This is a genomic window from Pseudomonas sp. CCNWLW23, from assembly GCF_037095675.1.
Classification (GTDB): Bacteria; Pseudomonadota; Gammaproteobacteria; order Pseudomonadales; family Pseudomonadaceae; genus Aquipseudomonas; species Aquipseudomonas atacamensis.
The window spans coordinates 184,669-203,954 of record NZ_JBAWKM010000006.1; the positions used below are offsets into that span (position 1 = coordinate 184,669).

13 protein-coding genes are annotated in these 19,286 nt (G+C 60.6%); 7 read left to right on the top strand and 6 right to left on the bottom strand.

Annotation, left to right across the window (positions count from 1 at the left end):
• The first annotated feature begins 161 nt into the window (after positions 1–161).
• From V8J63_RS10960 to V8J63_RS10970, 3 genes are all read left to right on the top strand, one after another.
• A complete protein-coding gene (locus tag V8J63_RS10960) occupies positions 162–920 on the top strand; it encodes a PIG-L deacetylase family protein (RefSeq protein WP_016774638.1) in 759 nt (252 codons plus the stop codon).
• A 198-nt stretch (positions 921–1,118) separates the two neighbouring features.
• Entirely contained in the window at positions 1,119–1,901 is a 783-nt protein-coding gene (locus V8J63_RS10965; RefSeq protein WP_016774637.1) for an endonuclease/exonuclease/phosphatase family protein, read from the top strand.
• A gap of 379 nt (positions 1,902–2,280) precedes the next feature.
• Complete coding sequence (locus tag V8J63_RS10970; RefSeq protein ID WP_123442548.1) at positions 2,281–3,333, top strand: autotransporter outer membrane beta-barrel domain-containing protein; 1,053 nt, start codon at positions 2,281–2,283, stop codon at positions 3,331–3,333.
• 116 nt (positions 3,334–3,449) lie between these two features.
• Here the strand turns inward: V8J63_RS10970 and glgB are convergent, their stop codons facing one another.
• From glgB to V8J63_RS10985, 3 genes are all read right to left on the bottom strand, one after another.
• Entirely contained in the window at positions 3,450–5,681 is a 2,232-nt protein-coding gene (gene glgB / locus V8J63_RS10975) for a 1,4-alpha-glucan branching protein GlgB (protein ID WP_125926885.1), read from the bottom strand.
• 2 nt (positions 5,682–5,683) lie between these two features.
• Positions 5,684–9,025 (bottom strand): maltose alpha-D-glucosyltransferase, encoded by a 3,342-nt coding sequence (gene treS / locus V8J63_RS10980; protein WP_336464035.1) that lies wholly within the window; start codon positions 9,023–9,025, stop codon positions 5,684–5,686.
• Between the two features lie 146 nt (positions 9,026–9,171).
• Complete coding sequence (locus tag V8J63_RS10985; protein WP_336464036.1) at positions 9,172–11,169, bottom strand: alpha-1,4-glucan--maltose-1-phosphate maltosyltransferase; 1,998 nt, start codon at positions 11,167–11,169, stop codon at positions 9,172–9,174.
• Positions 11,170–11,386: 217 nt separating this feature from the next.
• Here V8J63_RS10985 and V8J63_RS10990 point away from each other — a divergent pair, with 217 nt between their 5' ends.
• Positions 11,387–11,545: a hypothetical protein gene (locus V8J63_RS10990; protein WP_016774632.1), complete on the top strand. Its 159-nt coding sequence runs from the start codon at positions 11,387–11,389 to the stop codon at positions 11,543–11,545.
• Between the two features lie 149 nt (positions 11,546–11,694).
• Here the strand turns inward: V8J63_RS10990 and V8J63_RS10995 are convergent, their stop codons facing one another.
• Entirely contained in the window at positions 11,695–12,207 is a 513-nt protein-coding gene (locus V8J63_RS10995; protein WP_016774631.1) for an MgtC/SapB family protein, read from the bottom strand.
• A gap of 123 nt (positions 12,208–12,330) precedes the next feature.
• On the opposite strand from V8J63_RS10995, the gene V8J63_RS11000 reads away from it, so the two are divergent.
• From V8J63_RS11000 to mapR, 3 genes are all read left to right on the top strand, one after another.
• Positions 12,331–12,579: a DUF3203 family protein gene (locus V8J63_RS11000; RefSeq protein ID WP_016774630.1), complete on the top strand. Its 249-nt coding sequence runs from the start codon at positions 12,331–12,333 to the stop codon at positions 12,577–12,579.
• Positions 12,580–12,774: 195 nt separating this feature from the next.
• The gene (ccoG, locus tag V8J63_RS11005) at positions 12,775–14,205 is read left to right on the top strand and encodes a cytochrome c oxidase accessory protein CcoG (protein ID WP_336464037.1); all 1,431 of its coding nucleotides are present in this window, start codon (positions 12,775–12,777) and stop codon (positions 14,203–14,205) included.
• Between the two features lie 238 nt (positions 14,206–14,443).
• Positions 14,444–15,853 (top strand): GntR family transcriptional regulator MpaR, encoded by a 1,410-nt coding sequence (gene mapR, locus V8J63_RS11010; protein WP_336464038.1) that lies wholly within the window; start codon positions 14,444–14,446, stop codon positions 15,851–15,853.
• A 150-nt stretch (positions 15,854–16,003) separates the two neighbouring features.
• Here the strand turns inward: mapR and V8J63_RS11015 are convergent, their stop codons facing one another.
• Together V8J63_RS11015 and V8J63_RS11020 are read right to left on the bottom strand one after the other, a co-directional pair.
• A complete protein-coding gene (locus V8J63_RS11015; RefSeq protein WP_071172352.1) occupies positions 16,004–16,750 on the bottom strand; it encodes an SDR family oxidoreductase in 747 nt (248 codons plus the stop codon).
• A 170-nt stretch (positions 16,751–16,920) separates the two neighbouring features.
• Positions 16,921–19,002 (bottom strand): putative bifunctional diguanylate cyclase/phosphodiesterase, encoded by a 2,082-nt coding sequence (locus V8J63_RS11020; protein ID WP_197892166.1) that lies wholly within the window; start codon positions 19,000–19,002, stop codon positions 16,921–16,923.
• Between the last annotated feature and the right edge of the window lie 284 nt (positions 19,003–19,286).

Consider the following 19,286-nt stretch of genomic DNA (forward strand, 5'->3'; position numbering starts at 1 on the left):
TGATCTGTGACGCGACGAATCGGCTGTCTTGAGCAATACTCTGCCTCGCAGTAATCCAAGGGTTGGAGCACTGCACCGTTGCTATTCATTTGCCTTCACGGGCCGCGATCAGCGTTGGCTGCTCACGACTGAGGGCGAGATACCACAAGGACGTCGCACTCATGAAATCGTCATTGCTCAACGAACACGGCCTGCCGGCACAGATCTGGAACAGCGCGCCGCAACTCGACAATATTCCCGTCATCAACACCCACAGCCTGGTACCCGCCGGCGCCCGCGCCGTGGTCATCGCCCCGCATCCGGGCGACGAAGTGGTCACTTGCGGCGGTCTGCTGCAATTGCTCTCCAGCCTTGGCCATCCCCTGCAATTGCTCTCGATTACCGACGGTAGCGCCAGCCACCCCGGCTCGCGCCAGTGGTCGGAACAACGTCTGAGCGTGTTCCGCCCGCAGGAAAGCGTCGAAGCCCTGCGCCGCCTCGGCCTGCCCATGCACAGCCTGAAGTGGGTGCGCGGCGGCTTTACCGACAATGCACTGAGTGATCAGCAAAGCCAGCTCACCGAGTTCATCGGCCGTTACCTGCGACCGGGCGACGTAGTGTTCAGTACCTGGCGCAAGGATGGCCCGCCGGATCATGAAGTGGTTGGCCGGGCCAGTTTCGACGCGGCGCAGAAAGCCGGGGCGACCTACCACGATGTGCCGGTGTGGGCCTGGCACTGGCCGGAGCGCGAGCAGCAAATGATTCCCTGGGAACGCGCGCGCAAGCTGCGTCTCGACACCTGGACAGTCGCGCGCAAGAGCCACGCCACCCATGCTTACGCCAGCCAGCTCAAGGGCGAGCCGGCCATCGGCATCGCCCCGCTGCTGCCGCCCGTGCTGCTGGAGCGGATGCGCTTGCCGTATGAAATCGTCTTCTTCTGAACGGTGGAAGCTCAACATACCTTTGGGAGCGAGCCTGCTCGCGAAAGCGGTGTGTCATGTGTCAGATGTATTGAATGTGATGAAGTCTTCGCGAGCAGGCTCGCTCCCACATTGGCCCAGCAGTGAATCATCGTAAGGAACTGCCACCCCCTCAAACCAGTCGCATGAACAGGCATGGCCCAATTCAGAGGAGTGAACGTGTCCAGCGATCCCAAGCGTCAAGCGGTCGACGCGCCAGTCATTCATCGCCTGCGGGTACTCACGGTCAACACCCACAAGGGCTTCACCGCGCTGAATCGGCGGTTCGTTCTCCCGGAGCTGCGCGAAGCGATGCGCAGTACCTCGGCCGATCTGGTGTTTCTGCAGGAAGTGGTGGGTGAGCACGAACGCCATTCCAGTCGTTACAACGACTGGCCGCAGACGTCGCAGTACGAATTCCTCGCCGACAGCATGTGGAGCGATTTTGCCTACGGGCGCAACGCCGTTTACCCCGACGGCCACCACGGCAACGCGCTGCTGTCGAAATACCCGATCCGCGAATATCGCAACCTCGACGTGTCGATCACCGGGCCTGAACGGCGCGGGCTGTTGCACTGCATTCTTGATGTCCCCGGGCATGCCGAGGTGCATGCAATCTGTGTGCATTTGAGTCTGCTGGAAAGCCATCGACAATTGCAGTTGCAACTGCTCTGTCAGCTGCTTGAATCTCTACCCGACGATGCGCCGGTGATCATCGCCGGCGATTTCAATGACTGGCAGTTGCAAGGCAACGCCGCCCTCGCCCGTCGCGATTATCTGCATGAAGCCTTTGAGCGTCACCATGGGCGCCCGGCGAAAACCTATCCCGCGCGGTTTCCCTTGCTGAGGCTTGACCGGATCTACTTGCGCAATGCCAGCAGCCACGACCCACGCATTCTTGGCAACAAGCCGTGGACGCATCTTTCCGATCACCTCCCGCTGGCGGTCGAAGTGCATCTGTAAGGGCATTTTTGACAGCAATTAAATGACAGGCCTTCCCGGCAACTGACGCTCGGGAGGACCTTTCGTCGGCGGCAAAAAACCGTCAGCCACCTGCTTCGCAGGCGTTTTTCCATGCAAACAAACACTTAGTTATGTGCAGAAAAACAAACGCTTGCAAAGGCTGATTTAAGCGCGCCATTCATCGTGCATTTTCTTGACGCGCAGGCGTCACTCTTCTTATCTCTACCTTACTACCCCCGGAATCACTACTGGGGCTGACCTTCCGGCACTCGCGAAATCGAGCAGCCGCGGTTCGCCCCGCTCTATTCGGTCGCCCCTCGTTCGGGGTAGGAGAGGCGCCAAACACGAGATGACGCATGCGCTTGCAAGGTAGACCTCCATGAAAACTTCACTGACCCCACACGAACTGAAAATCACTCTTTGCACAGTGTCAGGTTCACTGCTGCTGTGCTCGTCCATGGAGGCGCATGCGGGATCTGCGGCGGACGAACCCGCGTGGTATCACGCCGACGTACCGGTGCTGACCCTGCCAGCAACCGTGATAACACCCGGACCGCTGCCATTGAGTCAGCAGAGTTCGCGCCTGATCACTGAGGATCTTGCCCCATCTGCCTGGGACGAGCTGTACGGCAAAAGCGCTCGGCAAGCACAGACCGACGCACTTTCATCCGGTTATGCGATGGCCGCTGGTGAGTTCAAAGGTCCGGCCGTAGTCACGTTGAAAAGCGCTAACGGGACCACTCAGACCCTTGGTCTTATAGGTGGCGACAATCAGGTCCAGCTGAATGCCGATGGTGCGCTGACCCGACGTGCCCTCGCCGACCGCAACACTGACAGCCTCAACCTGCAAGGCCAGAGCCTCGGCGCCTATTACAGTCTGGTGGGTGCGCAAGGCTGGCACGTCGACCTGTCGGCCAGCGGCGGTCGGGTCAGCGGCTTCAGTCGCACTGCGCAAGGTAATCGGCAAGCCACCGAAGGCAATGCGATGACCTTTTCCGTCGAAGGCGGTTACCCGATCGGCTTGAGTGAAAACTGGGTGGTCGAGCCGCAGGCACAACTGATCAACCAGCGCATCAGTCTCGACGCTCCGTACGCCGGCTCGGGCAATGCCTCTTCCACCGACCTGACCGCGTGGAGTGGCCGCGTCGGTGCGCGGTTGAAAGGCAGTTATGACTTGAACGGGTTGCCTGTCGAACCCTACGTGCGCACCAACCTTTGGCACACCGTTTACACCGGCAGCACGGTGACGCTCGATCAGGTCGACAAGATCAGCAGCAGCCGCAAGTCTTCAACAGTGGAATTGGGTTTGGGACTGGTGGCGCGGGTCACACCGGCGGTAAGCCTGTACATGAGCGCCGATTACAGCAGCGATGTGGATGACAATGACCTGAACGGGATCATCGGCAGCCTTGGCGTGCGGATGCGCTGGTGATCTGCTGAACGCTGAAGAACCTTGTGGGAGCGAGCCTGCTCGCGAAAACGGTGCCACCCTCAACATCATTGTTGACTGACATGGCGCCTTCGCGAGCAGGCTCGCTCCCACAGCTGCTAGCCCTGCGGCTTGAGAATCAACACCGCCAACGGCGGAAGATTCAGTTCCAGCGACAACGATTGACCATGACTCGGTACTTCATCGGTCAATGCCCCGCCACCATTGCCATAGTTGGAGCCGGCGTAAATGTCGGCGTCACTGTTGAACAGCTCGGTCCAGCGCCCGGCAAACGGCACGCCGACCCGATACGCCTGGCGCGGTACCGGTGTGAAGTTGGCGACGACCAAAACCGGCGAGCCGTCCTTGCTCCAGCGTAGCCATGCGTAAACGCTGTTGATCGCATCATCGCCAATCAACCACTGGAAGCCTTGCGGCGCGTCGTCCTGATCGTGCAGCGCCGGCTCTTCGCGATACAGCCGGTTGAGATCGCCAACCAGTTTCTGCACGCCTTTGTGCTCGGAATACTGCAGCAGGTACCAGTCCAGCTGCTGATCGTGGTTCCACTCGCGCCACTGGCCAAACTCGCAGCCCATGAACAGCAATTTCTTGCCCGGGTGCGTCCACATGAAGCTCAGATAAGCGCGCAGGTTGGCGAACTTCTGCCAGCGGTCGCCGGGCATCTTGTCGATCAGCGAGTGCTTGCCGTGCACCACTTCGTCGTGGGAAATCGGCAGGATGAAGCGTTCCGACCAGGCATAGACCAGACCAAAGCTCAACTCGTTGTGGTGATGGGCGCGGTACACCGGGTCCTGCTGGATGTAGTGCAGCGAATCGTGCATCCAGCCCATGTTCCATTTGTAGGAAAAGCCCAGGCCGCCCTGCTGGGTGCTCTGGCTGACGCCCGGCCATGCGGTGGACTCTTCGGCGATCACCAGCGCACCCGGCGCTTCCAGTTCAACCACGTCGTTCAAATGACGCAGGAAGTCGATGGCCTCCAGGTTCTCGCGACCGCCGTGGCGGTTCGGCACCCATTCGCCAGCCTTGCGCGAATAGTCGCGATACAGCATCGACGCCACGGCATCGACACGCAGGCCATCGATATGGAAGTGTTTCAGCCAGTGCAGCGCCGAGGCCAGCATGTAGCCGTGCACTTCGGTGCGACCGAGGTTGTAGATAAGGGTGTCCCAATCCTGATGGAAACCTTCCAGCGGGTTGCCGTATTCGTACAGCGCGGTGCCGTCGAACTGCGCCAAGCCATGGGTATCGGTGGGGAAATGCGCCGGTACCCAGTCGAGGATCACACCGATGTCGGCCTGGTGACAGGCGTTGACGAACGCGGCGAACTGATCCGGTGTGCCGTAACGCGCACTCGGCGCGAATTGCGAAAGCAACTGATAGCCCCAGGAACCGCCGAACGGGTGCTCCATGATCGGCATCAGTTCGATGTGGGTGAATCCCAGCTCTTTGACATAAGGAATCAGCCGCTCGGCCAGCTCCGGCCAGGTGTACTGGCGCGCGACTTCGCCGAGATCATCCAGCTCGCACTGCCAGGAGCCGGCGTGCAACTCATAGATCGACAGAGGCTTGGAGCGCTGCTGGCGATCCTGACGGGAATTCATCCACTCGTGATCCTGCCAGTCGATTTGCAACGGCGAGGCGACTTTCGAGGCGGTATCCGGCGGCAGGCTGGTAGCCAGCGCCATCGGGTCGGCCTTGAGCGGCAGAATGCCGTGAGCGCCGAGGATTTCGTACTTGTACAACTCCCCCGCTTGCAGGCGCGGAATGAACAACTCCCACACGCCCGAAGGATGGCGCAGGCGCATCGGGTGACGACGACCGTCCCAGACGTTGAAATCGCCAACCACCGAGACACGGCGGGCATTCGGCGCCCACACGGCAAAGCGCACACCGTCGACACCATCGACGGTTTTCAGCTGCGCACCGAGGCAAGCACTGAGGTCACGGTGATTGCCTTCAGCGAACAGATACAAATCCATTTCGCCGAGCAGCTGGCCAAAGCTGTACGGATCTTCGGCGACCTGCTCGCCACCGGCCCAGCGCGTGCGCAACAGGTACGGTCGCGCCTGATCGAAATGGCCGACAAACAGCCCCGGCGTCTCGGTCATCTCCAGCGGGCCAAGCTCTTCGCCGCTGTCCTTGTCCAGCACCGCGACACTCAGCGCACCCGGCAAATAAGCACGGATGAACTGCCCGCCGGCGCCATCGCCGTGCGGGCCGAGAATCGAAAACGGGTCCTGATGTTCGGCGCGTACCAAGGCATCAATGTCGCGTGCCGAGGGTAACAATGCTTCCTTTACCACACCCTGTTCCTTGTTCGAGAAACTCATGACTACTCTCCACCAAGATCGGAAAAGGGTTTAAGCCCTGTCAATAATCCATACAAGCCGTGCAATGGCACGGGCAGCCACGTTGGGCGGTTTTCCGCCTCGTAGGCCACTTCATAAGCGGCTTTTTCCAGGCCGAACAACGCCAGCGCGGCGTCGGCACCCTGAGGATCCTGCCAGGCATGCTCAAGACTAGCTGCTGCCTCGCGGTATGCCTGGACGAATGCCTCGCGTGCTTCGCGCAGATAACGCTCGGCGACACGTTTACGCGCCGCTTCGGCTTCGACGCTGTTGTCGACGTTGTGCACATTGATGGTCATCGCCGCTGCGTAATCGAACGAACGCAGTACGCCGCTGACATCCTTGTACGGGCTGTGCTTGCCGCGACGCTCACTCAACGGCCGCGCCGGTTCGCCCTCGAAGTCGATCAGGTAGGCATCGCCCTTGATCACCAGCACCTGACCCAAATGCAAGTCGCCATGCACCCGGATGCGCAAGCCGCCAGTGGCTTTCTTCGCCAGATCCTGCACATGGGCAAGAATGGTTTTCTTCTCGTCGAGCAGACGCTTGACCAGTTTCTGGTCCGCCGCGTTCAACTCGCCTTGATGCTGCTTGAGCAGTTTCAAGGCATGTTCGACCTGGGCGGTGACATCCTTGGCCGTCGCGGCCATGTCCTTGCTCGACGATACTTGCGGCGCAAAGTCCGCGTTGTCGGTTGGCGCAGCGAGCACCTGATGCATCTCGCCCAGACGTTGGCCGAGCATGCCGGCGAAGTCCTTCAGCTCGCCGAGCGCGTTGTAATGCTGCTCCTGCTCGGACATGGCGTCGGCCAGTTCATCACGGAGCGCCCGTTCCAGGTTGTTCTGCGTCCATTCCCATGCATCGCCCTGATTGCTCAGATAACCCTGAGCGATCATCAGCAAGTTGTCCTCACCCTGCGCGTCACGGCGAATCACCGAACCCAGCAGTGGCGAGATATTGGCAAACCCGGCCTTGGTCAGGTAAGCGCTCATCTCCAGTTCCGGGTGTACGCCAGAAGCCACTTTGCGTATCAGCTTAAGCACCAGGCTGTTGCCGACAACCACGGAGCTGTTCGATTGCTCGGCCGACAGGTAGCGCACATCCGACTCGGCGCCGAGGCCGAGTTTTTCCAGATGATCTGTCTGTTCGAAGCGGATTTCGCCTTCGATCGATTCCAGTACGGTGTTGTTCTGCATGCCTTGCAGAACGGCGCGGACGAAAGTTTCCAGACTGAACGCATCGGTAATCAGGCCGACCTGACGCACACGGCGTACACGCGATAGCGCCAATTGCTGCGGCAACGGCGGGCCGACATGGTCTTCGCCAATGAAGCCGAACGGCAGTTGATAACGGTTGGTCTGGCCACCGCTGGTGACTTCGATTTCGCTGAGCAGCACTGGATGCTGGGCATCGCCGAAGCGCACGCCATAAGCCAGATTGACCCTCTCGATCGCCGCGTCCTTGCCGGCGAACCAGCGACGGTTCTGCAGCCAGCTCGGCAGAATGCTTTGCTCCAGCGTGTTGCGCGACGGCGCTTCGAGCAGCTCTTCCATGCGTTTTTTCAGTACCAGCGTGGTGAAGTCCGGCAGGCTCTGCGCCGGTTCGACGTGCCAGCTCGGCATCTGGTTCTCCGCTGCCAGCGCGAACCAATAGAAGCCGTACGGCGCCAGGGTCAAGAGGAAATTCAACTGACCGATCGGCGGGAACGCGTTACCGCCGAGCATTTCCACCGGCACCATGCCGACGTACGCCGACAGATCCAGCTCCACTGCTTGCGCACTGCGCGAGACGTTGGCCACGCACAGAATGATTTCGTGCTTGCCATCGACATCGGTGTATTCGCGGGTATAAGCCAGCACGCGACGGTTGGCCGGCGAGAGCATTTTCAACGTGCCACGGCCGAACGCTTTCGATTGCTTGCGCACGGCCAGCAGGCGCCGCGTCCAGTTCAACAGCGAATGCGGATCGCCCGACTGGGTTTCGACGTTGACCGACTGATAGCCATACTGCGGATCCATGATCGGCGGCAGTACCAGACTGGCCGGATCGGCGCGGGAGAAACCGCCGTTGCGGTCGATCGACCACTGCATCGGCGTACGCACGCCGTCGCGGTCGCCGAGGTAGATGTTGTCGCCCATACCGATTTCGTCGCCGTAATACAGGGTCGGCGTGCCGGGCATCGACAGCAGCAGGCTGTTGAGCAGTTCGATGCGGCGACGGTCGCGTTCCATCAACGGTGCGAGACGACGGCGAATACCGAGGTTGATCCGCGCGCGACGGTCAGCCGCGTAATAATTCCACAGGTAATCGCGCTCACGGTCGGTGACCATTTCCAGGGTCAGCTCATCGTGGTTGCGCAGGAAAATCGCCCACTGGCAATTCGCCGGAATTTCCGGGGTCTGCCGGAGAATGTCGGTGATCGGGAAGCGATCTTCCTGCGCCAGCGCCATGTACATGCGCGGCATCAGCGGGAAGTGGAAGGCCATGTGGCATTCGTCGCCATTGACGCCAGCGGCATCGGTGTCACCGAAATACAGCTGAGTGTCTTCCGGCCACTGATTGGCCTCGGCCAGCAGCATCCGGTCGGGATAGTTGGCGTCGATCTCGGCACGGATCTGCTTGAGGACGTCGTGGGTCTCGGGCAGGTTTTCGTTGTTGGTGCCGTCGCGCTCGATCAGGTACGGAATCGCGTCAAGGCGCAGGCCGTCGATGCCCATGTCCAGCCAGTAGCGCATCACCGACAACACGGCTTTCATCACTTGCGGGTTATCGAAGTTCAGATCCGGCTGGTGCGAATAGAAGCGGTGCCAGAAGTACTGACCGGCGACCGGGTCCCAGGTCCAGTTGGACTTTTCGGTGTCGAGGAAGATGATTCGCGTGCCGTCGTACTTCTGGTCGTCATCGGACCAGACGTAGAAATCCCGCGCCGCCGAACCCGGCTTGGCTTTACGCGCACGCTGGAACCACGGGTGCTGGTCGGAGGTGTGGTTGATGACCAGTTCGGTAATCACCCGCAGACCGCGCTTGTGCGCTTCGGCAATGAAGCGCTTGGCGTCGGCCATGGTCCCGTAGTCGCTGTGCACGCCACGGTATTCGGCGATGTCGTAGCCGTCGTCGCGACGTGGCGAGGGATAGAACGGCAGCAGCCAGATGGTGTTGACGCCGAGGTCGGCAATGTAATCGAGTTTGGCGATAAGCCCGGGAAAGTCGCCGATCCCGTCATTGTTGGAGTCGAAAAACGATTTGACGTGAACCTGATAGATCACCGCGTCCTTGTACCAGAGCGGGTCTTTGATGAAGGCGGCTGCCTTGGGTTTCTTCGCCATGTGGAACTCCTGTTGAATACTTTATGGGCGTCCCACGACGATCGTTCCCACGCTCTGCGTGGGAATGCCGCCATGGACGCTCTGCGTCCGCTTTGGGACGCGGAGCGTCCCGGGATCCATTCCCACGCAGAGCGTGGGAACGATCATTACGTGGCGCTGATCCGCCAAATCCCGAACGGCTGATACGCCGGGTCAATACGCATGAACTGATATTTGCCGTGCCAGTCCCAGCGATGGCCGTTCATCAAATCTTCGCCATGGGTGGTGGCATCGTCCGGCAGGCCCATTTCCCACAGCGGCAGTTCGAAGTTCGCTTCCTGCACGTTATGCGGATCGAGGCTGACCGCGACCAGGATGAAATTGCTGCCATCGGCGCTGCGCTTGCCGAAGTACAGAATGTTGTCGTTCCAGGCGTTGTAGATTTTCAGCCCCAGATGCGTGTGCAGCGCCGGATTCTGCCGGCGGATGCGGTTGAGCTGGGCGATCTCGGCGATGATGTTGCCGGGCGCGGTGAAATCGCGGACACGGATTTCGTATTTCTCGGAATCCAGATACTCCTCTTTGCCCGGTACTGGCGCCGATTCGCACAATTCGAAACCGGAATACATCCCCCACAGCCCCGAACCCATAGTCGCCAGCGCCGCGCGAATGAGGAAACCGGGACGCCCCGACTCATGCAAAAACGCCGGGTTGATGTCCGGGGTATTGACGAAGAAATTCGGCCGGTAGCATTCGCGCCACGGCGACTGGTTCAGCTCGGTGAAGTATTCCGCCAGCTCGGCCTTGGTATTGCGCCAGGTGAAATAGGTGTAGCTCTGCGAATACCCGACCTTGCCCAGACGCGCCATCATCGCCGGCGTGGTGAAGGCCTCGGCGAGGAAGATCACTTCCGGATACAGCGTGCGCACATCGGCGATCAGCCATTGCCAGAACGGCAGCGGTTTGGTGTGCGGGTTGTCAACGCGGAAGATTTTCACGCCTTCCTTGACCCAGCCGACGACGATGTCGCGCAACTCGACCCACAGGCTCGGAATCGCGTCCGGCGCATAGAAGTCGACGTTGACGATATCCTGGTATTTCTTCGGCGGGTTTTCGGCGTATTTGATCGTGCCGTCCGGGCGCCAGTTGAACCAGCCCGGATGCTCCTTGAGCCACGGGTGATCCTGAGAACACTGGATGGCGAAGTCGAGAGCGATTTCCAGGCCATGGTCGGCGGCGGCAGCCACCAGGCGGCGGAAATCTTCACGGGTGCCGAGTTGCGAATGTATCGCCTCGTGACCACCCTCCTCGCTGCCGATCGCATACGGACTGCCGGGATCGTCCGGGCCGGCAGTCAGGGAATTGTTGCGGCCCTTGCGGTGAGCGCGGCCGATGGGGTGAATCGGCGTGAAGTACAGCACGTCGAAGCCCATGTCCTGAATCATCGGCAGACGCGAGTGCACGTCGTTGAAAGTGCCGTGACGCTGGGGATCGTCGGTGATCGAGCGTGGAAACAGCTCATACCAACTGGCGAACTCGGCGAGTTCACGCTCGACGTCCATGGGGAATTCGGCGCTGACGCTGAGGTAGGCGCGGTGATCGGCCTGAGCCATCAGCTCTGCACTGCGCGAGTGCAGAAACAGCGCAACCTGCTCGGTTTCGAGCAGGCCCGACAATTCATGGTGCAGCGCCGCGAGCTGCTCGCTGAGCTGACCTTCGCTGCGTTCGGCGGCCTGTTGCACCATCGTGCGGCCTTCCTGCAGCTCCAGAGAAACCGGCACCGCCGCGCTGTGCTTCTTTTCCAGTTCGTACTGGAAGCTGGCGAAATGGTCGATCCACGCTTCGATGCAATACAGGTAGCGGCCCTGCTCTTCGGGGCGGAACTGGCCTTGCCAAGTGTTGTTGCCCTGATCGGACATGACCTCGGTCTGCCAGGTTTCCTGGCCTTCCTCGCGCCAGCGGATGCCCACGGCGAGCTTGTCATGACCGTCGGCAAAGACTTTGCTGGTCACCACCACTTCGCGCCCGGCAATCGATTTGGCGGCGAACTGGCCGCCGTCGAGAGTCGGCATGGTGTTTTCGATGACGATACGTGGCAGCAGCAACGCCTGCGACAGCGGCATGTGCGGGTTGTAACTCAGCTCTGAAGGTCTTTCAGCAGTCATTGAGCATCTCTCCTTAACGCCCCAAGGACGCTCTTGTGCCGGAACAGTATTCGCGACAAAGCGCCGGCCCTGTCATGAACTCACTTAGGTTCCGAGCAACCGGCGCGGGGAAAAGTTCAGATGAAATTAACAAGACAAACCTGCGGATCGAATTTGTCGTGGCCGGGTCAACTCACTTAAGCACGTCCCACGCCATGTGCCATACGGAGGTCACCTGATGAGCATCCCGATTCCGGCGGAAACGCCCGATCCGAACATCGACAAACCCACCCTGCCGGAGACCGAACCGCCACCGGTGCCCGAGCAAGAGCCGCCAGGCACCACGCCACCACCGAAAGAAGAGCCACCAAGCACGATGCCGCCGGTGATCGTCTGACCCTTGCCCCCCCTGATCGTCTGATCGTTCCCACGCTCCGCGTGGGAATGCAGCCCGGGACGCTCTGCGTCCCATCCAGAGCCGAACGCGGAGCGTCCGTTGAAGCATTCCCACGCGGAGCGTGGGAACGATCATCAGCCGGCGGGGAGTCAGAGGTGGTCGTTCTTGTCGACATCCTTTTCGAACACCCTCACCACGTACGGCATCACGCTGAAGATCGCCAGCGCCAGAATGGTACTGAGCAATGCCGTCGCTTCCTTGCCCAGCCCCGCCGCCACGCCGATCGCTGCCGTCATCCATAAACCCGCCGCCGTGGTCAGGCCTTTGACATGGGCCTCGTCGCCCTGTTGATTTTTCAGAATGGTGCCGGCGCCGAGAAAGCCGATCCCGGCAATCACGCCCTGCAATACGCGACTCATCGCATCGGATTCTGCGCCCGAGGTCTGCGGCACCAATACGAATAGCGCAGCACCCAATGCCACCAGCATGTGCGTGCGCACGCCCGCTGCCTTGCCTTTATGCTCGCGCTCGAAACCGAGTATCCCGCCGAGAATCGCCGCCATCACCAGGCGTACGGTGATCCGGGTCATTTGCGAGGCATCACCGATATCGGCGAACTCGGCTTGCATCGTGGCCCACACTTCATCCCACCAGTCTTCCATCGTGCCTCCCTTGTTATTGGCTTGATAAGCGATGGACAACAGCGACCATTAATCGGTTGCGCAGAACGATCGGCGCGCTGCGCTTCCTAATATGCAGACCTCCCTGGAACAAGGACTGCCGCCATGCCCGTTCGAATCGATGAATCCAACCCCGAGCAGAAAGTGTGTTTTTTTACCGTCGAGCATGGTGAGGAAATTCGCATCTGCGACACCCTCGAAGTCCTGACCGATAGCGACAAAGCCATGTCGTTCGTGGAAATCGAAGGCAAACGCACTTACATCACCGAAGCAGAAGCCGATGCCTTGACCGTCGCCGGGGCCAAGGACGGGCGCAAACATCTGAAGGCCGATGACAGTGATTCGGTGGTTTGATTGACCTCGATCAACACCCGACGCAGACGCCTGCAATAGGCGTTTGCGCCTTGCCTGGCAGGTTGCTTCACGTTGTCGCAGGCATTGCGCCAAACCTCATCTGATCCGCTTTTTATTGCCAAACCTGAGTCTGTTCTGCAAACAGATCGGCGCTCATAGTGCATCGGCCTGATGGAGGCTGATGAGCGAACGAACATGAGCGAGCAAATCCCCGTCCGAACCGTAGAAGCATCGCCAACGATAAAAAGCGTACCCGCGCGCCCACTGAAGGCGACTGCCGGCTCCACCGACAAGCAGATCCACACTCGCAGTTTCACCGGCCTGTTCCGCAACCTGCGTATGAGCGGTGCCGGACTTCTGTTTGTGCTGTTCTTCGGCACCGTGTGGCTGAACTGGGGCGGTCGGCAGGCCGTACTTTGGGATCTGGCGGAAAGCAGATTCCACATCTTTGGCGCGACGTTCTGGCCGCAGGATTTCATTCTGCTCTCGGCCCTGCTGATCATTGCTGCGTTCGGACTCTTCGCCATCACCGTGTTTGCCGGTCGCGTCTGGTGCGGTTACACCTGCCCGCAGAGTTCGTGGACGTGGATCTTCATGTGGTGCGAGAAGATCACCGAAGGCGAGCGCAACCAGCGCATCAAACTGCAAGCGGCGCCATGGAGCCTGAACAAACTGGCGCGGCGTGCCGCCAAACACACGTTGTGGCTGGCAATTAGCGTGATGACCGGCCTGACCTTCGTCGGCTATTTCACCCCGATCCGGCCGCTGGCCGAAGAGCTGCTGACCCTGCAGATCGGTGGCGTCAGTCTGTTCTGGGTGCTGTTCTTCGCCGCCGCCACCTACATCAACGCCGGTTGGCTGCGTGAGGCGGTGTGCATGCACATGTGCCCGTATGCGCGGTTCCAGAGTGTGATGTTCGACAAGGACACGCTGACCATTGCCTACGACGCCGCCCGCGGCGAAAACCGCGGCCCGCGCAAGCGTGACGTGCGCCCGGTCGAAGCCGGCCTGGGTGATTGCATCGACTGCCAGTTGTGCGTGCAGGTATGCCCGACCGGCATCGACATCCGCGATGGCTTGCAAATGGAATGCATCGGCTGCGCAGCGTGCATCGATGCCTGCGATTCGATCATGGACAAAATGCATTACCCGCGCGGCCTGATCCGCTACAGTTCCGAGCGCGAATTGCAGGGCGGCAAGACCCACCTGCTGCGTCCGCGTTTGATTGGCTATACGGCGGTGTTACTGGTGATGATTGGAGCGTTAGCACTGGCACTCATCGAGCGGCCAATGGTGTCGCTGGACGTGACCAAGGATCGCGGGTTGTTCCGCGAGAACGCTCAAGGGCAGATCGAGAATATTTATTCGCTGAAAGTGATCAACAAGACTCAGCAACGGCAGGATTACCGCTTGAGTCTGGTTGATGGCGACGGGTTTGAGTTGCAGGGCAAAACGGCATTGAGCCTGGCGCCCGGGGAGATTGTCGATGTGCCGGTGTCGGTGGCGATGACCACCGAGCGCCCGGCGAGCAGTTCGCAGACATTGAGTTTCAGGATTGAAGACAGTGACGAGCCGCAGGTATACAGCGTGGCGAAGAGCCGGTTTGTGGCGCCGATGAATCGTTGAGGAACTGGCACTGCTGCCCTCACCCCAGCCCTCTCCCGGAGGGAGAGGGAGCCGACCGAGGTGTCTGTCGCTATGCATCGACCTGAAAGACCGAGTCGTTTGTGGATTCGGCAAAGCACTGTCAGGTGGGCGTATTTCATCAGCATCCCCCAATCAGTCCCCTCTCCCTCTGGGAGAGGGCTAGGGTGAGGGCTCCTTCCCTGACACCCCACAAAATCAAGTCCACCAAGGCCCACCGATGAAACGCTACGAAAAATTCGCCGACGACATCGCTGAACTGATCCGCTCCGGCGTCCTCGGCCCTGGCCAGCGGGTACCGTCGGTGCGCTATGCCAGCCAGGCTTACGGGGTCAGCCCGTCGACCGTGTTCCAGGCCTATTACCTGCTCGAACGTCGTGGCCTGATCCGCGCCCGGCCGCGCTCCGGATACTTCGTCAACGCCCATACGCCGAGCACATTCTCCGAGCCGGTGATCAGCAGCCAGGTCAACGAATCCACCGAGGTTGACGTCAGCGAACTGGTGTTCTCGGTACTCGATTCGATCAAAGATCCCAATACCGTACCGTTCGGCTCGGCCTTCCCCAGCCCGACGCTGTTCCCGCTGCAACGCCTGTCGCGCTCCCTGGCCAGCGCCGCGCGGGAGATGGATCCGCGCATGGTCGTCACCGATATGTCGCCAGGCAACCCGCAACTGCGCCGGCAGATTGCCCTGCGCTACATGGTCGGCGGGCTGATGCTGCCGATGGAAGAGCTACTGATCACCAACGGCGCTCTCGAAGCGCTGAACCTGTGCCTGCAAGCAGTGACCGAGCCCGGCGATCTGGTGGCCATCGAGGCCCCGGCGTTTTATGCCTGCCTGCAAGTGCTGGAGCGCCTGAAGCTCAAAGCCGTGGAAATCCCCGTGCACCCGCGTGACGGCATCGACCTCGGCGTGCTCGCGCAAACTCTGGAACGCCATCCGATCAAGGCCTGCTGGTGCATGACCAGTTTCCAGAACCCGATGGGCGCGACCGTGCCCGAGGCGAAGAAACAGGAGCTGGTCGAACTGCTGCGTCAGCATCAGGTGCCGTTGATCGAGGACGATGTCTACGCCGAGCTTTATTACGGGCAACAGGCGCCTAAACCGGCCAAGGCTTTTGATACCGAAGGATTGGTCATGCATTGCGGCTCGTTCGCCAAAAGTCTCGCCCCCGGCTACCGCATCGGCTGGGTGGCGGCCGGGCGTTTCGCGCAGAAGATCGAGCGACTGAAGCTGATGACCTCGCTGTGCGCTTCGATGCCGGCGCAAGCGGCGATTGCCGATTATCTGCAACACGGCGGCTACGATCGGCATCTGCGCAAACTGCGTTATGCCCTGGAAGAACAGCAGAGCGCGATGCTCGCGGCGATTGCCCGTTACTTTCCGGCACAGACCCGCGTCAGCCAGCCGGCGGGCGGCTACTTTCTGTGGCTGGAATTGCCGGAGCAGATGGATTCGCTGAAGCTGTTTCAAATGGCATTGGCGCAAGGCATCAGTATCGCGCCGGGGCCGATTTTCTCACCGACCCAGCGTTTCAGAAATTGCATTCGCTTGAATTACGGCAGCCCGTGGACCGAAGAATCGGAAAAGGCCATGGAGACGTTGGGGCGGATTGTGCGGTCGCTCTGATGATTCTGTGCTGTTTGCACCGGCCTCATCGCTGGCAAGCCAGCTCCCACATGTATCTTCGACATATACAGAATCTGATGAGGCCGCAGAACCTGTGGGAGCTGGCTTGCCAGCGATGAGGGCCGCACTTTTAGCGAAAATCTTTCGGCCTTACCGCCCACCACCCAAATCCACAAACGTCCCGGTCGCATAAGAAGCCTTGTCCGACAGCAACCAGACAATCGCCTCCGCCACTTCATCCGGCCGCCCGCCCCGGGCCATGGGAATCGCCGATTCGAGCTTGCTGACCCGATCCGGGTCGCCGCTCAGGGCATGGAAGTCGGTATAGATGTAGCCCGGACGCACGGCATTGACGCGAATGCCCTCACCCGCGACTTCTTTCGACAGACCGATGGTGAAGGTGTCGAGCGCGCCTTTGGATGCGGCGTAATCAACGTACTCATTCGGCGAACCGAGGCGTGCCGCGACCGAGGAGACGTTGACGATGCTGCCGCCCTGCCCGCCGTGTTTGGGCGACATGCGCAGGATCGCGTGCTTGGCGCAGAGGATCGGCGCCAGCACGTTGGTTTTCATGATTTTGAGGATGCGGAATTCGGACATTTCATCGACCCGCGACTTCTGCCCGACGGTGCCCGCGTTGTTGACCAGCGCGGTGACCCGGCCCAGTTCGGTGTCGACGCGCTGAAACATCGCGATTACTTCGTCTTCGATACTGACATCGGCGCGAACCGCGATGGCCTGGGCGCCCAAGGCGCGAACCTGCTCGAGCACGCTGTGTGCGGCCTGTTCATCCGACTGATAGTTGATGCAGATCCGGTAGCCCTGTTCGGCTGCCAGCAATGCCGTAGCCGCGCCGATTCCGCGCCCGCCACCGGTGATGACAATGACTTTATCCATGCTGGCCTTCCCCCACGTGCACACGTAACAGTCGGGGGAAGAATAACTGCGATTGGCGGGTTTTGCATGTGGCGCCTATTCGGGCGCCTTCGCGAGCAAGCTCGCTCCCACAAGGGAATGCGATCACCTGTGGGAGCGAGCCTGCTCGCGAAGAACGATGACTCGGTATGTCAGACCACCGCCAGCCGTTGCCCACGCACGATGTCCTGCATGAAGCGCTCCGCCGGCATCGGGTGGCCGAGCAGATAGCCCTGCAGCGAGTCACAGCCCAGTTTGGTGAGGAAATCCTGTTGCGCGCCGGTCTCGACACCCTCGGCGACAATCCGCAGATCCAGGGCCTGCCCCAGCGCAACAATCGCCGAGACGATCGCCGCATCATCGCTGTCGTGCTCCAGATCACGGACGAAACCGCGGTCGATCTTCAATTCATTGGCCGGCAGGCGCTTGAGGTACATCAGGCTGGAATAACCGGTGCCGAAGTCGTCGATCGACAGGTCGACGCCCATGTCCGACAGCTCTTGCAGGACGGTCATGCTCGCGTCAGCGTCGCTCATGGCCGTGGTTTCGGTGATTTCCAGGGTCAGGCTGTTGGCCGGCAAGTGGTGGGTCGCCAGCGCCTTGGCCACGCTTTGCACCAGCCCGGCATGGCAGAACTGCAAGGCCGAGAGGTTCACGGCAATGCGCCAGTCGGTGTAACCGAGCACGTACCATTCGCGCATCTGCCGGCAGGCTTCATTAAGCACCCATTCGCCCATCGGAATGATCAGCCCGGTTTTCTCCGCCAGATCGATGAATTTATCCGGCATCAGCATGCCATGCAGCGGATGCTTCCAACGCAGCAGCGCTTCGGCACCGACGGGGCGACCGTTGGCAGCGTCGAATTTGGGTTGGTAATGCAGGCAGAACTGGTTGTGCTCGATGGCCGCGCGCAGGTCCTGCAACAGTTGCAGTTGTTTGCGCGCGTTGGTGTTCATCGACGCATCGAAGAAGCTGTAGCCGTTTTTGCCGCCGCCCTTGGCGTGGTACATCGCGGCGTCGGCGTTCATCAGCAGTTCCTGGGCGTTGGCGCCGTTGCCCGGATACAGGGCAATGCCGACGCTGGCGGAAATCTGCAGATCATGCTCGGCGACGCGGAACGTGCGACCGATCAGGCCGACCTGACGCGCAGCCAGGCTCAAGGCGTCATTGGGCTCGCTCAAGCGCACCAGCAGAACGAACTCATCACCACCGATCCGCGCCAGGGTGTCCTGGCTGCGCAAGTCTTCACGCAGACGCGCGCCGACCTCGCGCAGCAATTGGTCACCCATGTGATGGCCGAATGCGTCGTTGACCGGCTTGAAGCCATCAAGGTCGATGAACATCAAGGCAAAGCAGCCACCCTGCTCTTCAACTTTTCTGATCGCCTGATTGATGCGGTCGTCGAGCAACATGCGATTGGGCAGACTGGTCAGTGGATCGTGCAAGGCCAGTTGGGTGAGTTCGCGGTTGGCGACGGTCAGCGAGTGCGCCAGATCGGCGGTGCGCGCTTCGAGGCGGGCGTCGAGAATCGAGGTCAACAAGGCGATCGACAGCACCGCCAGCGTGGTGACCACGACCAGACTGTCGAGGCCATTGCCCTTCAAGCCATTGAGTGTCGCGCCGCAGAAACTGCCGTCAGGAAACTGCGCCGCCGCCATGCCGGTGTAGTGCATGCCGACAATCGCCACACCCATGATCACCGCCGCGCCGGCACGAATCAGTCGCACATAGGGCGATTGCTGGCGCAGGCGAAAGGCAATCCACAATGCCGCTGCCGACGCGCCGACGGCAATCAGCAAGGAGGCGCTGAACAGGGTCGGGTCGTAATCGATGCCCGGGGTCATGCGCAGCGCGGCCATGCCGGTGTAATGCATGGCGCTGATGCCCGCCCCCATGATCAGCGCACCGAAGGCCAGTTGCGCCAGGGGCAGCTTCGGCTGGCTGACCAGCCACAAGGCGAAACCGCAGGACAGCACCGCGATCAGCAGCGACAGCGCAGTGAGGGCGAAGTCATAGCCCAGGTCGATCGGCAATTTGAAGGCGAGCATGCCGATGAAGTGCATCGACCAGACGCCAACGCCCATCGCCAACGCCCCGCCCGCCGTCCAGAAATGCACGGCCCGGCCTTTCGCCGTGGCGATGCGCCCGGTGAGATCGAGCGCCGTGTAGGAAGCCAGAATGGCCACGCACAACGAAATGAAAACCAGGGTGAAGGAGTAGCTGCCGATGAGCATGGACGTTCTCGTGACAAGCCGAAACCGTACTGCTTCCATTCTCGGTCGGGCAAATGCGGCGATTGTACTGATTGCGCGAAATAACGCACTGACAAAGTAACCAAATTGCCATCAAGCCGATGAAACGCTTGTTCGATCGTCCTACAAGGCTCTGCGGTGGGCTTTAAGCACAACTTGTGAAAGCTATCTCACGCCGGCCACAAATCCCTGTGGGAGCGAGCCTGCTCGCGAAGGCGTCGGCACAGCCACCATCGTAGTTGCCTGACCCACCGCTTTCGCGAGCA

What these genes read in the sequence shown, in the direction of transcription:
- V8J63_RS11015 (WP_071172352.1), bottom strand. Translation starts at nt 16,750, where the DNA reads ATGGATAAAGTCATTGTCATCACCGGTGGCGGGCGCGGAATCGGCGCG.
- treS (WP_336464035.1), bottom strand. Translation starts at nt 9,025, where the DNA reads ATGGCGAAGAAACCCAAGGCAGCCGCCTTCATCAAAGACCCGCTCTGG.
- V8J63_RS10960 (WP_016774638.1), top strand. Translation starts at nt 162, where the DNA reads ATGAAATCGTCATTGCTCAACGAACACGGCCTGCCGGCACAGATCTGG.
- V8J63_RS10995 (WP_016774631.1), bottom strand. Translation starts at nt 12,207, where the DNA reads ATGGAAGACTGGTGGGATGAAGTGTGGGCCACGATGCAAGCCGAGTTC.
- V8J63_RS11000 (WP_016774630.1), top strand. Translation starts at nt 12,331, where the DNA reads ATGCCCGTTCGAATCGATGAATCCAACCCCGAGCAGAAAGTGTGTTTT.
- glgB (WP_125926885.1), bottom strand. Translation starts at nt 5,681, where the DNA reads ATGAGTTTCTCGAACAAGGAACAGGGTGTGGTAAAGGAAGCATTGTTA.
- V8J63_RS11020 (WP_197892166.1), bottom strand. Translation starts at nt 19,002, where the DNA reads ATGCTCATCGGCAGCTACTCCTTCACCCTGGTTTTCATTTCGTTGTGC.
- ccoG (WP_336464037.1), top strand. Translation starts at nt 12,775, where the DNA reads ATGAGCGAGCAAATCCCCGTCCGAACCGTAGAAGCATCGCCAACGATA.
- V8J63_RS10985 (WP_336464036.1), bottom strand. Translation starts at nt 11,169, where the DNA reads ATGACTGCTGAAAGACCTTCAGAGCTGAGTTACAACCCGCACATGCCG.
- mapR (WP_336464038.1), top strand. Translation starts at nt 14,444, where the DNA reads ATGAAACGCTACGAAAAATTCGCCGACGACATCGCTGAACTGATCCGC.
- V8J63_RS10970 (WP_123442548.1), top strand. Translation starts at nt 2,281, where the DNA reads ATGAAAACTTCACTGACCCCACACGAACTGAAAATCACTCTTTGCACA.
- V8J63_RS10990 (WP_016774632.1), top strand. Translation starts at nt 11,387, where the DNA reads ATGAGCATCCCGATTCCGGCGGAAACGCCCGATCCGAACATCGACAAA.